This window comes from Dechloromonas sp. ZS-1 (assembly GCF_039649255.1).
In the GTDB taxonomy this organism is placed as follows: Bacteria; Pseudomonadota; Gammaproteobacteria; order Burkholderiales; family Rhodocyclaceae; genus Azonexus.
Genome location: NZ_JBDIYD010000011.1, coordinates 82,163 through 97,152, shown reverse-complemented (window position 1 = coordinate 97,152; position 14,990 = coordinate 82,163). Strand labels below are relative to the sequence as shown.

The following is a 14,990-nucleotide window of genomic DNA, read 5'->3' as shown; positions in this document are numbered from 1 at the left end:
GATCCGGATGCGCCGATCTTCCAGGTTGCGGATTACGGCCTCGTCGCCGATCTGTTCGAAACCGTGCCGCAACTGGTGAGCGCGGTCGGATAATGTCGTAAATTCCGGCGGTCGCACGATAAAATGCGTGCGTGAATCTGCCGGATAATCTTTTAAGCGAAGCGTGGTGCTGGGCCGCTTGGGCGGTTTGGCTGCCGCTCTTCGCTTTTTCGCTTTTCAGGCTGGATTATCGGCGTTTTCTGGACCCTGTTCAGTCCAACCTCTGGTTTGGGATGGTGGTCGTTCTGCTGCTGTTCTGGCATTTGCGGGCAGGGGTTCAGCCCGGTTTGGGCATGCACTTCCTGGGTGTGCTCATTTTTGTCCAGTGTTTTGGTACAGCTGCGGCTTTTGTTGGCTTGAACGTCGTTTTGTTGGCAATGGTGCTCAATGCCGGGGAGGGGGGCGCGGTTTTCGCGTTGAATGCCCTGCTGCTGATTGCGGTGCCGGTCGCTTTTGTCTTGTGCTGGCAGCGCACCATACGCAGTTGTCTGCCGCCTAATTTTTTTGTTTACATATTTATACAATCTTTTTTTGGGGCTTTTTTGTCAATCCTCGTTGTTGGCACGATACTCTGTCTCGTGCTGGGCTTGGCATCGGTGTATCCCTTTGATTATTTGGCCGAGGCTTACTTACCGTATTTTCTTCTGCTGGGTTTTGCTGAAGCCTGGATTTCGGGCATGGTGCTCACGCTCATGGTAGTCTATCGCCCGGAGTGGGTAGCCAGTTTTGACGATGGCCGTTATCTAACCGATAAATAGTCGTTACAATGCTTGGTGAATTTTGCGCTTGATTTCGGGGGGTCTGTCTTGCGTTGTTCGGTTTTTCGTCAATTAATGCCTGCTGCCATCTTGGCGCTTGCCTCAACCGGCGCTTCTGCGCTGGGTTTGGGCGAGTTACGTGGTATGCCGGCACTCGGCGAAAACCCGCGTCTCGAAATTGAAATCCTGGGCGACGCAGTCGTTGGCCTGGATGCTTCGTGTTTTAGGCTGATCAAGCCAACTCAGGCCGATTTGCCCGCCATGCGGCGCGCAACCCTGGAGTATAAGAAGGGCAAGCCGTCATTATTGATTGTTCGCTCTGATGCGCCTTTGCGCGATCCGGTACTCGTTGTCGCCATTCATTTGGGTTGTGGTCACGAATTAATTCGTGAATACACTTTGCTTGCTTCTCCTGCTGTGGTGAACGCGGAGCGTTCGCAGGACATTTTTCCCCCGGTGACTGCGCTGCGTCCGCCTTCCTCGTCTGCTTCGATGATGGGGGGCTTGCCCTCAGCAGGGCAGCCCGCGAAGCCGCGGCGTGTCAATGAGCGAGTTGCCTCCAAGCCCCTGTCGTCTCGAGAGCAAGCACCTCGAACTGATCGTGTGGCCTTGGTTAATCCTCCTGTGGTGGGTGAGCCGTTCCTGCGGTTCGAATGGTCGCTTGCCTCTGTGGCTGGAAAAGCCTTTTCCGAGCCTCAGCGCGATATTCTGCGCATGGAGTTCCGTATGCTGATGGCCATGCAGGAGCAGGCCACGACTCAGCTCGAAACGGCAGAGAAGTTGCGCAACATGGAGGTAACGCTGGGTGAATTGCAGCAGCGTGCTTCAGCGATGGCGGGGCGGGTTGAGGCGGGGGCATCTCCGGAGGTTCGGATGCAGCCGGTGCCTGTCGAGCAGCCTGTGGCAGTCGTCCCGGCACCTCGTGTCTCGCAGCCGCCTGTCGCTGCCGAGTCTGTGCCGCAGGCACCCAAGTCTGCTCAGCAGCAACCCGTAGTTGAGGAAGAGGGTTGGGTTTCCGATTCTGTGCTCTATGGTGCCTTGCTGGGCATGCTGTTGGGGGGGCTTGGCTGGCTTGGGTGGCGGCGTTATCAGGACAAACTGGCTGCGCGTCAGGATGCTTTCATTGAGCCGCTTGACGGGCCGGAAAGTGTGCCGTCGTTGGAGATCGATCCGCAGCGCGGAACGGAGTTCGAGGAGCAGGGAGGGGTTGATCTCCCTGTTGAGCCCGCTGTGATGGGCGCACCCATGAAGGTCGATTTGGAACTGGAGGCTTCACGGCATTCCGAGTTGCCGGGCAAGCCGGCTCAGCCGATGGCGCCGGCCAGTGGCCTCGATTCCATGTTGTCCATCTCCGCAACGACGGTCGACGAGCATTTCGAAGCCAATCCGGTCATGGAACTGGCTGACATCATGCTCTCCTTTGGTCGTGTCAAGGGAGCGGCGCAGGCGCTTCAAGAATACATCGACAATAACCCACAGGAAGCCTTGCAGCCGTGGGTCAGATTGATGGAGGTCTACCGCCTTGCCGGGATGCGCGCTGAATTCGAGGCGGTTGCCCGTAACTTGAATCAGAACTTCAACGTTGAAGTTCAGCAGTGGGAAACGGCAAGTGATATCACGCCCTCCCATCATGCGCTTGATCTTGTACTGGATGAGAAGGTTGAGTCTGTGACTCAGCCTCCTGTTGCTCCTCGCCCCATGTGTCTCGAGGATATGCCCCGGATCATGAGTCTGGTTTGCGAGCAATGGGGGTCGGGTGATGTGGTCGGGTATATGTATCAACTGCTGCGTGATAACAGGGGTGGGCAGCGCCAAGGCTTTGCCATGCCCGTGGTTGAAGAAATTTTGTTCCTGATTGAATTGAAGGAAACGGCAAATCGCCTGGAGCGAGCACAGGCTGCTGAGCGCGCGTAAGTTTTTCGGAGATTCAAAGAGCGGCCCTTTGGTAGTCAAAGGGCCTTTTTGTTGTTATACTTGAAAGCTTTTCAACCTTGCCCTACCGCAAAACGCATGGCGGAGGGTTCTTCCCAAAAGGAGTTTGCATGCGCCATTACGAAATCGTCTTTATCGTCCACCCGGACCAAAGCGAACAAGTTTCTGGCATGGTCGAGCGTTATCGCTCCATCGTGACCGCCAAGGGTGGTTCGATTCATCGTCTGGAAGATTGGGGCCGTCGTCAGCTGGCTTACCCGATCCAGAAGATCCACAAGGCTCATTACGTTCTGATGAACATCGAGTGCGACGGCGAGACGCTGAACGAACTCGAGCACGCCTTCAAGTTCAACGACGCTGTGCTTCGTCATCTGACCATCAAGATGAAGGCTGCCGTGACGACGCCTTCCCCGATGATGAAGGAAGAGAAGTCCAAGTCGCTGCTGGCCGGCGAAGGCGCTGCTGAACAAGCTGCTGCCGCCTAAGGCTAAGCGTACGGAGGTCGTCGGCTGAACTGTACTGTTCTCTCCGGGATATTGGTCGAACGCAAAGCATTGCGTTATACGCCAGCAGGAATCCCGGTTAGCGAAGGGCGTTTGGAGCATGCCTCCCGCCTCGTTGAAAACGGTACAGAGCGTCTGGTTCAACTGGAAATTGCGGTGATCAGTCTGGGGGTAAATGCCCGTTGGCTGAATGCAGCTCCTATCGGGAGCGCAGTCAAAATCACCGGTTTTCTTGCTGCCCGGAAGCACAACAGCAGAACGCCCGTACTGCACGTGAATACACTCGAATATTTGGAAGGAAACGAAAATGGCTCGATTCTTCAAGAAGAAGGATGACGACAAGAAAAAGCGTCGCGGCGGTGGTTTGTTCAAGCGTCGCAAGTTCTGCCGCTTCACGGCAGAAAAGGTCGAACAGATCGACTACAAGGATGTGGATGTCCTGAAGGAATACATCCAGGAAAACGCCAAGATCATGCCGGCTCGTCTGACCGGTACCAAGGCCGGCTATCAGCGTCAGCTGGGCACCGCCATCAAGCGTGCTCGCTTCCTGGCTCTGCTGCCGTACACCGACAACCACAACTAATCGGGGAGCTTCAACATGCAAATCATTCTGCTCGAAAAAGTTGTCAACCTCGGCAATCTGGGTGATGTCGTCAAGGTTAAGGATGGCTACGCCCGTAACTTCCTGATCCCGAAGCGTATCGCCAAGCGCGCTACCCCGGCTGCCCTGGCTGAGTTCGAAGCTCGCCGCGCCGAACTGGAAAAAATTGCTGCTGAAAAGCTGGCTGCCGCTCAAGGCGTTGCCGAGAAGATGGCCGGTGTGGCCGTTTCCGTCGCTCGCAAGGCTGGTATGGACGGTCGTCTGTTCGGTTCCGTGGGCAATGCCGACATCGCTGACGCACTGAAGGGTGCTGGCTTCGAAGTCGACAAGGCTGCTGTCCGCATGCCGGAAGGCCCGCTGAAGGCAATTGGCGAGTTCCCGCTGGATATCGCCCTGCACACCGACGTGGTTGCCACCATCGCTGTGAACGTCGTCGCTGAATAATCAGTTCTGACTGTTCATGTTAAAGAGGCCTCGCATATGCGGGGCCTTTTTATTTAAACTGCCGCCATGAATCAACGTCCTTTTAAAGCTAAATCTGCGGATCCCGTTGTGGATCAGTTGCGTATTCCACCTCATTCCATTGAAGCGGAACAATCTGTCCTGGGGGGTCTTCTGCTTGATAACCAAGCTTGGGACCGGATGGGGGATTTGCTCGTCGAAGGTGATTTCTATCGTGATGAGCATCGCCGGATCTTTAGGCAGATTCGAAACCTGTTAGAGCGGGCAAAGCCGGCCGACGTGGTGACCGTTGCCGAAGCGCTTGATGGTGCGGGGGAGGCAGATCAGACGGGCGGGCTGGCGTACTTGGGTGAATTGGCGGCCAATACACCCTCTGCCGCCAATATCCGTCGTTACGCCGAGATCGTGCGCGAGCGCTCGGTGTTGCGCAAGCTGGTGGCAACGGCAGACGAGATTGCCAGCGACGCCCTGAATCCGATGGGACGGGAGGCTGAAACCCTCCTGGATGAAGCGGAACGCAAGATCTTCCAGATTGCGGAGTCCGGGGCGGGGCATAACGAAGGGTTTGTACATATCAATCCCTTGCTGACCCAGGTCGTCGAGAAAATTCAGGAATTGCATGACCGTGATAACCCGTCCGATATTACGGGGGTGCCGAGCGGCTTTGCAGATCTGGATCAAAAGACCTCGGGCATGCAACCTGGGGATTTGATCATCGTGGCCGGTCGACCGTCGATGGGTAAAACTGCATTTGCACTGAACGTCGCAGAAAATGTGGCGGTCGAAACGGGCTTGCCTGTGGGGGTGTTCTCCATGGAAATGGGCGGCGCGCAGCTTGCCATGCGGATGCTGGCGTCGATCGGACGCCTGAACTCCCAAAGCTTGCGCACCGGTCGCATGAACGATGACGAGTGGTCGAAGCTCTCCTTTGCCTTGGGTAAGTTGCACGAGGCACCGCTTTACATCGATGAAACCGGTGGTTTGAGCCCGGCTAACCTGCGCGCCCGCGCCCGTCGTCTGGCGCGCCAATATGGCGGCAAGCTGGGTTTGCTGGTAATCGACTATATTCAGCTGATGAGCGGGAACCGGCCGGGCGAGAACCGTGCAACGGAAGTCTCGGAAATCTCGCGTGCGATCAAGTCCTTGGCCAAGGAGCTGCACGTCCCGATCATTGCGCTCTCGCAGCTTTCCCGTAAGGTGGAAGAGCGTACCGACAAGCGTCCGATGATGTCTGACTTGCGCGAATCCGGGGCCATCGAGCAGGATGCGGACGTGATCCTGATGATGTATCGCGACGAGTACTACAACCGCGACAACCCCGATAACAAGGGCTTGGCTGAGGTGATTATCGGTAAGCAGCGTAACGGTCCGACCGGCACGGTCAGGCTGGCCTTTCTGGGTGAATACACGCGCTTCGAGAATCTGGCCTCGGGAGGCTTTGTCGATTCGGAAAACTGAGACTGCTTTGGCAGGCGTGTCTGCTCACCCCGAAATGAAAAAGGGCCTCGTTTCCGAGGCCCTTTTTACTAGTGCTTAGCCGCGTACCGATTCAGGCAAACGCTCTTCGATGATCTTCAGCAGCGGTGCGAAGACCTTCGGCGTGCCGGCAATGATGTTGCCGGTGTCGAGATAGTTTGCCTCGCCACGCAGGTCGCTGACCAGGCCGCCGGCCTCGGAGATGAGCAGGCTGCCTGCAGCCATGTCCCACGGTGCCAGGCCGAATTCCCAGAAGCCGTCGTAGCGGCCGCAGGCAACGTAGGCGAGGTCCAGCGAGGCGGCGCCAGGGCGGCGCTGGCCGGCGGTTTTTTCAGCCAGTTCTTTGAAAATCGACAGGTAGAGATCAATCTTGTCGAACATGCGGTACGGGAAACCCGTGCCGATCAGTGCTTCACCCAACTTGGTGCGACGCGAAACGCGAATACGGCGCTCATTCAGGAAGGCGCCAGCGCCCTTGGAGGCGGTAAACAGTTCGTTGCGGTTCGGATCGAAGACCACGGCTTGTTCGACGACGCCTTCTTTGGCGAGGGCGATCGAGATGGCGTATTGGGGCAGGCCATGAATGAAATTGGTCGTGCCGTCCAGCGGATCGATGATCCATTGGAAGTCGGCGTCACGCTCGGACTTCGCGGCGAAGACGCCGGACTCCTCTGCTAGAATGCCGTACCCCGGATAGGCCTCCTGCAGGGTTTCGATGATGGCAGCTTCAGCTGCACGGTCGACTTCGGTGACATAGTCGTTCGGCGACTTGCTCGCTACCTTCAGGAGGTCGAGGTCATTCGAAGCACGATTGATGATCTGGCCGGCGCGGCGCGCCGCCTTGATGGCGATATTCAGGGCTGGATGCATGGCTTAAAGAGCTTTCGGGCGGCATGAGTCACCCGAAGATATTTTCAAAAGACGAATTTTACTATGAACCCGGAAGTCCTGCTCTCCCGAATCAGGGTTGTTTTGTGTCGCCCGAGTCATCCGGGCAATATTGGTGCGGCGGCACGTGCCATGAAGACGATGGGGCTTTCCCGTCTTTATCTGGTTTCACCCAAGCAATTTCCCGATCCGGAGGCCGATACGCGTGCGACGGGTGCGGTCGACCTCCTGGAATCGGCTGTTTTGACCCAGGATCTGGCGGCGGCACTGGCTGGTACGGTGCACGCAGTGGCCATGTCGGCACGTCAGCGTGATCTGGGGCCGGCTGTTGGTGCCCCGCGTCATATCGTGGCAAATTTGTTGGAAGCTGCGGCAGAAGGTGAGGTGGCACTGGTTTTCGGGAATGAAACCACTGGCTTGAGCAATGAGGAAGTCCTGCTCTGTCAGGCTGCTGTGTGTATTCCCACCAATCCCGCATTCAGTTCGCTCAATCTGGGCTCCGCGGTTCAGGTGCTCTGTTACGAATGCCGTATGGCAGCGTATGCCGGTACCCCGCCGGTAGGGCGTCAGGGAGGCGTGACGCCTTTTGCTTCGCCGCGTGCCACCCATGATGAGGTTGAGGGGCTTTACCGGCATCTCGAGGCCGTCATGACGGGGACCGGCTTCTTCAATCCGGCTCAGCCGGGACGCCTGATGCAGAAATTGCGTCGCCTTTTTTCTCGTTCAGGATTGGAAAAGGACGAGGTGAATATCCTGCGTGGCATGCTGGCTTCAACACAGAAACCCACGGGGCACGGCAAGAAGGGCTGAGCGGACTGTGTGTGCGGCGAGGCCTGGCGTGCTTCAGGCTTCGTCGGCAAAGCAGTGGCGCATCGCTGTGGCAGTCTGTTCGATGCGGTCTGCCAAATGGGCGTACGCAGCTTTGATCTCGGCCTGAGCGGTTGCATAGGACGGATTGTCCTGAATACTGCTTTCCTGATAGCCCCCTGCATACATGTTTGCCACGTAGATCAGGTCTGCCATGCGATTCAGCGTACCGGGCAGGGCGCGGGGATGGTCGTGTTCTTCGGAGGCGGCGACGATTTCCTTGGGTAAGCCCAGGCTGTTCAGCAGCGTGCTGCCAATGGCCTCATGCCACTCTGCAATGAGATGAAGCAGGCTGTCCGGACGCTCCCGCAGTTCCGGGTAATGTACCGAGCGATAGAGCATGTAGAAGGCGCCCAGGTCGTGCACAAGGCCAGCCAGCATGGCGACATCCGGATTCAATGCACTGCATTCCTGTGCCAGGATCTGGGCGGTGGCTGCTGTGTTGATGGAGTGAATCCAGAGTTGCTGGGCAACGGTGCTGTATTCGGCCATGCCGCGCGCGCGAATCAATTGTGTATTGGCGATGGCCAGTGCAGCAGTTTGAACGTGGCGGGTCCCGAGTCGGGCCAAGGCACCTGGCAGATGGGTCACTTCATGGCCGCGCGGATTGAAGGCGGCTGAATTCGCCATTTTGATCAGTTTTGCCGAAATGAGCGGTTCGGCAGAAACGGCCAATGCGATATCGTGCAGCGATGCATCCTCATGCTGCATCAGGTTGCGGATTTTCAGTGCTGCATCGAAATAGGTGGGAAAGACGATGCCGCCCTGTGAGAGTTCTGCAGCGATGTCTTCGAGCATCTTGAAGCGCTGGATGTTCAGCGCGTCACCCTGCTTGTCCGGGTATAGCATTCCGTGTTCCAAAAAACAAAAACCCCGCTCGGCTGAGCGGGGTCTATTGTACTGCAATCGACACTGCGTCTTGAAACGCAGTACCTTGCAAGCTTAGTTCACAGCGTCCTTCAGGCCCTTGCCAGCGCGGAACTTCGGGGTCTTGGCAGCGGCGATGGTCAGGGTCTTGCCGGTGCGCGGGTTGCGGCCGGTGCGGGCAGCGCGCTCGCCAACGTAGAAGGTGCCGAAACCGATCAGGTTAACCGTGTCGCCAGCCTTCAGTGCAGCCTTGACGGCGTCGACGGTGGCATCCAGGGCGCGGGCAGCGGCAGCCTTGGAGATGTCGGCGGAGGCGGCGATCTGGTCGATCAGTTCAGTCTTGTTCATCGTGAAATCCTCAAAGGGTGAGATTGGATCGGAAAAACGATCATTGAATTCTTGTGAAGGAGCGATTTATATCCCTGTCGAAATCCTTGTGTCAAGCGGATTCGCGCGGGGTAGAGCGGTGTGCTCAAGGAGACAACATGCCTTCGTTTAGGACGAAGGCATGCGTTTCCTTATAAATCAATGGGTAATGACGTTTTTGCCAGAATTGGCATCGTTTCCGGCGTTGACCGTCGTGCTGGCTTCCGCGGTGTCGTTCAGGGCTTCCGGCGTACGTTCGAGGGCCTTTTCAAGCACTTGATCGATCCACTTGACGGGGATGATTTCGATCTTGTTCTTGATGTTGTCCGGGATCTCGGTCAGGTCCTTGACGTTCTCTTCCGGGATCAGGGCGGTCTTCAAGCCGCCGCGCACGGCAGCCAGCAGCTTTTCTTTCAGGCCGCCAATGGCCAGGACTTCGCCACGCAGGGTGATTTCACCGGTCATGCACACATCGCAACGAACCGGAATGCCCGTGTAGGAGGAGACCAGGGCCGTGGTCATGGCAATGCCGGCTGACGGGCCATCCTTGGGCGTGGCGCCCTCGGGGACGTGGATGTGGATATCCGTCTTCTCGAAGACTTCATCCTTGATCCCGATGCGGCGAGCGCGGGCGCGCACGACAGAACGGGCGGCTTCAACCGATTCCTTCATCACATCGCCGAGCGAGCCGGTGCGCAGGATATTGCCCTTGCCCGGCATGTTGGCGCATTCGATGGTCAGCAATTCGCCACCGACCTCGGTCCAGGCCAGACCGGTGACCTGGCCGACCTGATTTTCCTTCTCGGCCATGCCGAAGGAGTAGCGGCGTACGCCGAGGAATTTGTCCAGATTTTTGGCGTTGACCGCAATCTTGCTGTCGCGCTTCTTGAGGACCAGCGTCTTCACGACCTTGCGGCAAATCTTGGAAATTTCACGCTCAAGCGCACGGACGCCGGCTTCACGGGTGTAGTAACGGACGATGTCGCGAATGGCCGCTTCGGCGACCAGAAGTTCGGTCTTCTTCACGCCGTTGTTCTTCATCTGCTTGGGCAGCAGATAGCGCATCGCGATATTGACCTTTTCGTCTTCGGTATAGCCCGAAAGGCGAATCACTTCCATACGATCAAGCAGCGGCGCCGGAATGTTCAGCGTGTTGGCCGTGGCAACGAACATCACATCGGAAAGATCGAAATCCACCTCGACGTAATGGTCCTGGAAGGTGTTGTTCTGCTCGGGGTCGAGCACTTCCAGCAGCGCAGAGGAGGGGTCGCCGCGGAAATCCTGGCCGAGCTTGTCCACTTCGTCGAGCAGGAAGAGGGGGTTGCGTACGCCCACCTTGGTCAGGCTTTGCAGAATCTTGCCCGGCATCGAGCCGATGTAGGTGCGGCGATGGCCGCGGACTTCGGCTTCATCGCGCACGCCGCCCAGGGCCATGCGGACGAACTTGCGGTTCGTTGCCTTGGCGATGGATTGTCCAAGCGAGGTCTTGCCCACGCCCGGAGGGCCGACTAGGCAAAGAATCGGCGCTTTGACCTTGTCGACGCGTTGCTGCACGGCAAGGTATTCGACGATGCGTTCCTTGACCTTTTCCAGGCCAAAGTGATCGGTATCCAGAATCTTTTCTGCGGCCAGCAAATCCTTGCTGATGCGGGTTTTTTTGCGCCAGGGCAAGCCGATCAGGGTTTCGATGAAGTTGCGCACGACGGTCGCTTCGGCTGACATCGGCGACATCAGGCGCAGCTTCTTGAGCTCGCCCTGGGCCTTGGCCAGGCCTTCCTTGCTCATGCCGGCTGCTTTGATCTTCTTGTCGAGTTCTTCGAGATCCGCGCCTTCTTCGCCTTCGCCGAGTTCCTTCTGGATCGCTTTGACCTGCTCGTTGAGGTAGTACTCGCGCTGGCTCTTTTCCATCTGGCGCTTGACGCGGCCCCGGATGCGCTTTTCAACTTGCAGGATGTCGATTTCGGATTCGAGCTGGGAGAGCAGGCGATCGATGCGCTCGCGGATGCTTTCCATCTCCAGCACTTCCTGCTTCTGCTCCAGTTTGAGCGGCAGGTGGGCGGCAATGGTGTCAGCAAGGCGGCCCGCATCTTCGATGCCGCTGATCGACGAGAGCACCTCCGGCGGGATTTTCTTGTTCAGTTTGACGAACTGGTCGAACTGAGACACCACGGCGCGGCGCATGGCTTCGACTTCGTGGTCCTCGTTTGCCGGCGGGGCGATCGGGGTCGCGGTAGCCATGAACATCGAGGGTTGGGTCTCGATGGCATCAATGCGTGCGCGCTGGGTGCCTTCGACCAGCACCTTGACGGTGCCATCCGGCAGCTTGAGCATTTGCAGGATATTGGCGAGACAGCCGATGCGGTACAGATCGCCTGCTTCCGGTTCGTCCTTGGCCGCCGATTTCTGGGCGACCAGGAGGATGTTCTTGCCGGCTTCCATGGCCACTTCGAGGGCCTTGATGGACTTCGGGCGGCCGACGAAAAGCGGGATGACCATGTGCGGAAACACGACGACATCGCGCAACGGCAGCAGCGGCAGTTCGACGGTTTCCGGAAGGGTGTTGGGGTTCGACATTACGATGCCTTATCTAAAAGCGGTACGCCCCCAAAGATGGGGGCTGGAAACCGGATTTCAAGAGGGTACGGCTCAGTTCGAGCCGGACACCTTGGGTTGATCGGCGTAAATGAGGAGCGGCGAGGTATCGCCGTTGATCATGTTTTCGTCGATGACGACCTTTTCGACATTATCCATGCCGGGGAGTTCGTACATCGTGTCGAGCAAAGCATGTTCCATGATGGAACGCAGGCCGCGGGCGCCGGTTTTGCGCTCCAGTGCCTTCTTGGCAATGGCGGAGAGGGCGGCCGGGCGAACTTCGAGCTCGACTTCCTCCATGGCGAAGAGCTTCTGGTATTGCTTGACCAGTGCGTTCTTCGGTTCGGTCAGGATCTGGATCAGGGCGTCTTCTTCCAGTTCCTGCAGGGTGGCGACGACGGGCAGACGGCCAATCAGTTCGGGGATGAGGCCGAACTTGATCAGATCTTCCGGTTCGACATCGCGCAGGACCTTGCCGACGGCCTGTTTGTCTTCCTTGCTCTTCACTTCGGCGCCAAAGCCGATGCCGCCACGCTCGGAGCGGTTGCGGATCACTTTTTCCAGACCGTCAAATGCGCCACCGCAAATGAACAGGATGTTGGTCGTGTCGACCTGAACGAAATCCTGGTTCGGATGCTTGCGGCCACCTTGCGGCGGAATCGAAGCGGTGGTGCCTTCGATCAGCTTGAGCAGTGCCTGCTGAACACCTTCGCCGGAGACGTCACGGGTGATCGACGGATTGTCGGATTTGCGCGAAATTTTGTCGATTTCATCGATGTAGACGATGCCCTGCTGCGCTTTTTCGATGTCGTAGTCGCATTTCTGCAGCAGCTTCTGAATGATGTTCTCGACGTCTTCGCCGACATAGCCGGCTTCGGTCAGGGTGGTGGCATCGGCCATCACGAACGGGACATTCAGCAGGCGGGCCAGCGTCTGGGCGAGCAGGGTCTTGCCGGAGCCGGTCGGGCCGATCAGCAGGATGTTGCTCTTGGCCAGTTCGACTTCGCCCGTATTCTTGGACGTATGACGCAGGCGCTTGTAGTGGTTGTAGACCGCCACCGCCAGGATGCGCTTGGCGACTTCCTGGCCGATCACATACTGGTCGAGGATCGAGCTGATCTCGCGCGGGGTGGGCAGGTCGGTGCCGGCAACCTTGGCGGCCTCATCCGGCAGCTCGTCGCGGATGATGTCGTTGCACAGCGAAATGCACTCGTCGCAAATGAAGACCGATGGGCCGGCGATGAGTTTTTTGACTTCGTGCTGGCTTTTGCCGCAGAAGGAGCAGTAGAGCAGTTTTTCCTGGCCGCCTTTGGTGGTCATTCGTACCTCTGAGAAATCAAGCCGCTTCGCGGCGGGTCAATACCTTGTCGATCAGGCCATATTCTGCCGCCTCGGCCGCAGAAAGGAAATTGTCGCGATCCGTGTCCTTCTCGATGCGCTCCAGCGGCCGACCGGTATGTTCGGCCATGATGCGGTTCAACTTGTCCTTGATGGCAAGGATTTCTTTGGCGTGGATCGCAATATCGGAAGCCTGACCCTGGAAGCCGCCCAGCGGCTGGTGGATCATGACGCGGGAGTTGGGCAGCGAGAAACGCTTGCCTTTGGTGCCTGCGGTCAGCAGGAAAGCGCCCATCGAGCAGGCCTGGCCGATGCACAGCGTCGACACATCCGGCTTGATGAACTGCATGGTGTCGTAAATCGACATGCCGGCAGTCACGGAACCGCCCGGCGAGTTGATGTAGAAGTAGATATCCTTGTCCGGATTTTCCGCTTCCAGGAACAGCATTTGGGCAACGACCAGGTTGGCCGTTGCATCGTTGACCGGGCCGACAAGAAAGATCACCCGCTCCTTCAACAGGCGCGAATAGATATCGAACGCGCGTTCGCCGCGTCCGCTCTGTTCGATCACCATGGGGACCAGGCCCAAAGCCTGCGGATCCCAGTTGCTAGAGAAGTCGATATTCATGTCAGCCCTTGTCATTGCTACGTTATCGGGAATGGAAGCTTACTGCTTCTGGCCCATCAGTTCATCAAAAGCGGCAGCCTTGTCGCTGACCTTGGCCTTGGACAGGACCCAGGCAACAACGTTGTTTTCGATGGCGACGCCTTCCACTTCAGCCAGACGCTGCGGTTGGGCATAGTACCAGCGGATCACTTCTTCCGGTTGCTCGTAGGAAGCGGCGTTTTCCTCGACGAGGGTGCGCACTTGTTCCGGGGTGGCTTGCAGGTTTTCGGTCTTGACCACTTCGGCCAGGATCAGGCCCAGGGAAACGCGGCGCTTGGCCTGGTCGCCAAACCATTCCGGCTGGATCGGGAAGTCGTTGACCTTCATGCCGCGCTGTTCCATGTCCTGGCGGGCAGCTTGCATCAGACGCTGAACTTCCATTTCAACGAGGGCGTTCGGGACGGTGATCGGGTTGGCCTTGAGCAGGGCTTCCATGATCTGATCCTTCAGCTTGCCTTCAATGCGGCGCTTCACTTCGCGCTTCAGGTTGGCTTCGATTTCGGCGCGCATCTTGGCCACGTCGCCGTCGGCGATGCCCATGCTCTTGGCGAACTCGTCATTGATTTCCGGCAGCACGGCAGCCTGAACGTTCTTGACGGTGATGTCGAACTGGACGGTCTGGCCGGCCAGATCCTTTGCGAAGTAGTCTTCCGGGAAGGTCAGGTCAAAGGTCTTGGTTTCACCAGCCTTGCTGCCTTCAACCGCCTTTTCGAAGTCCGGCAGCATCATGCCGTGACCCAGAACGAACGGGTAATCGGTTGCCTGGCCGCCCTGGAACGGCTCGCCGTCCTTCTTGCCCAGGAAGTCGATGACAACACGGTCATCCTTCTGGGCGGCACGGTCGGCATCGGCATAGGTGACGCGCTGCTTGCGCAGGATGTCCAGGGTCTGGTCGATTTCAGCAGCGGAGACTTCCAGTACCGGGCGCTCGATCTCGGCGGTCGACATGTCGGCCGGGGCAAATTCCGGGTAGGTCTCGAAAATGGCGGTGAATTCGAGGTGGGTGGTGCTTTCGGTGGTCTTCGGTTCGATGCGCGGGTAGCCGGCAACGCGAATCTTCTGTGCGGTCACGGTTTCGCCGAACACGCGGTCCAGTTCTTCGGCCAGCACTTCGTGGCGAGCCTGGTCGCCATACTGTTGCTTCACGATGTTGAACGGCACCTTGCCCGGACGGAAGCCCGGCATCTTCATGTTACGGCCCATGCGCTTCAGGCGCTGTTCCATTTCCTTCTCGACGTTTTCGATGGCGATGGACAGGTCGACACGGCGTTCGAGTTCGTTAGCTTGTGCGTTGGTTGCTTCCATGAGAATTCCTTGTGACTACAGGGCCGAAAAATAAAGCTGTCGATTCTAGCACGTCACGGGCGGAGGGGAAGAATCCTAGCGCTGAAGCGGAATTTCGACGATTGATGCAAAAAAGTGTTGACGACTTTGCAGGTGCTCCCTACAATGCGGGCCTTCTTCGACGGCGGCATTAGCTCAGTCGGTAGAGCACTGGATTGTGATTCCAGGTGTCACCGGTTCGATCCCGGTATGTCGCCCCAAGTTTCAGCGAAAACCCTCTGAGCAATCAGGGGGTTTTTCGTTTCTGGCTTCGCCACGCTCCCGTTGTCTGCCCTGCTGATCAAGTTTAG

Annotated in this window: 15 protein-coding genes and 1 tRNA gene; 9 read left to right on the top strand and 7 right to left on the bottom strand. The window is 57.8% G+C overall.

Going from position 1 to position 14,990, the window contains the following annotated elements:
* Positions 1-131: 131 nt before the first annotated feature.
* From AACO21_RS13345 to dnaB, 7 genes are all read left to right on the top strand, one after another.
* On the top strand, positions 132-797 hold the full coding sequence (locus tag AACO21_RS13345) for an energy-coupling factor ABC transporter permease (protein ID WP_346193018.1): 666 nt from the start codon (positions 132-134) through the stop codon (positions 795-797).
* 15 nt (positions 798-812) lie between these two features.
* Positions 813-2,711, top strand: a complete 1,899-nt coding sequence (locus AACO21_RS13340; protein ID WP_346193017.1) for a hypothetical protein — start codon at positions 813-815, stop codon at positions 2,709-2,711.
* Between the two features lie 128 nt (positions 2,712-2,839).
* A complete protein-coding gene (gene rpsF, locus AACO21_RS13335; protein ID WP_346193016.1) occupies positions 2,840-3,214 on the top strand; it encodes a 30S ribosomal protein S6 in 375 nt (124 codons plus the stop codon).
* A 24-nt stretch (positions 3,215-3,238) separates the two neighbouring features.
* Positions 3,239-3,568, top strand: coding sequence for a primosomal replication protein N (gene priB / locus AACO21_RS13330; protein WP_346193021.1), 330 nt, complete (start codon positions 3,239-3,241; stop codon positions 3,566-3,568).
* Positions 3,540-3,815 (top strand): 30S ribosomal protein S18, encoded by a 276-nt coding sequence (gene rpsR / locus AACO21_RS13325; RefSeq protein WP_346193015.1) that lies wholly within the window; start codon positions 3,540-3,542, stop codon positions 3,813-3,815. Before priB ends, rpsR begins: the two co-directional genes overlap by 29 nt.
* A gap of 15 nt (positions 3,816-3,830) precedes the next feature.
* Positions 3,831-4,277 carry a 50S ribosomal protein L9 gene (gene rplI, locus AACO21_RS13320; protein ID WP_346193014.1) on the top strand — a complete coding sequence of 149 codons (447 nt, stop codon included), beginning with the start codon at positions 3,831-3,833 and terminating at the stop codon, positions 4,275-4,277.
* A gap of 66 nt (positions 4,278-4,343) precedes the next feature.
* Positions 4,344-5,753 carry a replicative DNA helicase gene (gene dnaB, locus AACO21_RS13315; RefSeq protein WP_346193013.1) on the top strand — a complete coding sequence of 470 codons (1,410 nt, stop codon included), beginning with the start codon at positions 4,344-4,346 and terminating at the stop codon, positions 5,751-5,753.
* Between the two features lie 75 nt (positions 5,754-5,828).
* Here the strand turns inward: dnaB and AACO21_RS13310 are convergent, their stop codons facing one another.
* Positions 5,829-6,641 (bottom strand): inositol monophosphatase family protein, encoded by an 813-nt coding sequence (locus AACO21_RS13310; protein ID WP_346193012.1) that lies wholly within the window; start codon positions 6,639-6,641, stop codon positions 5,829-5,831.
* 63 nt (positions 6,642-6,704) lie between these two features.
* Here AACO21_RS13310 and AACO21_RS13305 point away from each other — a divergent pair, with 63 nt between their 5' ends.
* Complete coding sequence (locus tag AACO21_RS13305; protein ID WP_346193011.1) at positions 6,705-7,469, top strand: RNA methyltransferase; 765 nt, start codon at positions 6,705-6,707, stop codon at positions 7,467-7,469.
* 33 nt (positions 7,470-7,502) lie between these two features.
* On the opposite strand, the gene AACO21_RS13300 is transcribed toward AACO21_RS13305, so the two are convergent.
* From AACO21_RS13300 to tig, 6 genes are all read right to left on the bottom strand, one after another.
* A complete protein-coding gene (locus AACO21_RS13300) occupies positions 7,503-8,375 on the bottom strand; it encodes an HDOD domain-containing protein (RefSeq protein ID WP_346193010.1) in 873 nt (290 codons plus the stop codon).
* A 93-nt stretch (positions 8,376-8,468) separates the two neighbouring features.
* Positions 8,469-8,741 carry an HU family DNA-binding protein gene (locus tag AACO21_RS13295; RefSeq protein ID WP_346193009.1) on the bottom strand — a complete coding sequence of 91 codons (273 nt, stop codon included), beginning with the start codon at positions 8,739-8,741 and terminating at the stop codon, positions 8,469-8,471.
* Between the two features lie 177 nt (positions 8,742-8,918).
* Complete coding sequence (gene lon / locus AACO21_RS13290; protein ID WP_346193008.1) at positions 8,919-11,333, bottom strand: endopeptidase La; 2,415 nt, start codon at positions 11,331-11,333, stop codon at positions 8,919-8,921.
* Between the two features lie 72 nt (positions 11,334-11,405).
* Positions 11,406-12,671 (bottom strand): ATP-dependent Clp protease ATP-binding subunit ClpX, encoded by a 1,266-nt coding sequence (gene clpX / locus AACO21_RS13285; RefSeq protein WP_346193007.1) that lies wholly within the window; start codon positions 12,669-12,671, stop codon positions 11,406-11,408.
* A 16-nt stretch (positions 12,672-12,687) separates the two neighbouring features.
* Positions 12,688-13,317, bottom strand: a complete 630-nt coding sequence (gene clpP / locus AACO21_RS13280) for an ATP-dependent Clp endopeptidase proteolytic subunit ClpP (protein WP_346193006.1) — start codon at positions 13,315-13,317, stop codon at positions 12,688-12,690.
* Positions 13,318-13,356: 39 nt separating this feature from the next.
* Positions 13,357-14,661 carry a trigger factor gene (gene tig, locus AACO21_RS13275; RefSeq protein ID WP_346193005.1) on the bottom strand — a complete coding sequence of 435 codons (1,305 nt, stop codon included), beginning with the start codon at positions 14,659-14,661 and terminating at the stop codon, positions 13,357-13,359.
* A gap of 163 nt (positions 14,662-14,824) precedes the next feature.
* Between tig and AACO21_RS13270 the strand changes: the two genes are divergently transcribed.
* Positions 14,825-14,900, top strand: a tRNA-His gene (locus tag AACO21_RS13270).
* The last annotated feature ends 90 nt before the right edge of the window (positions 14,901-14,990 follow it).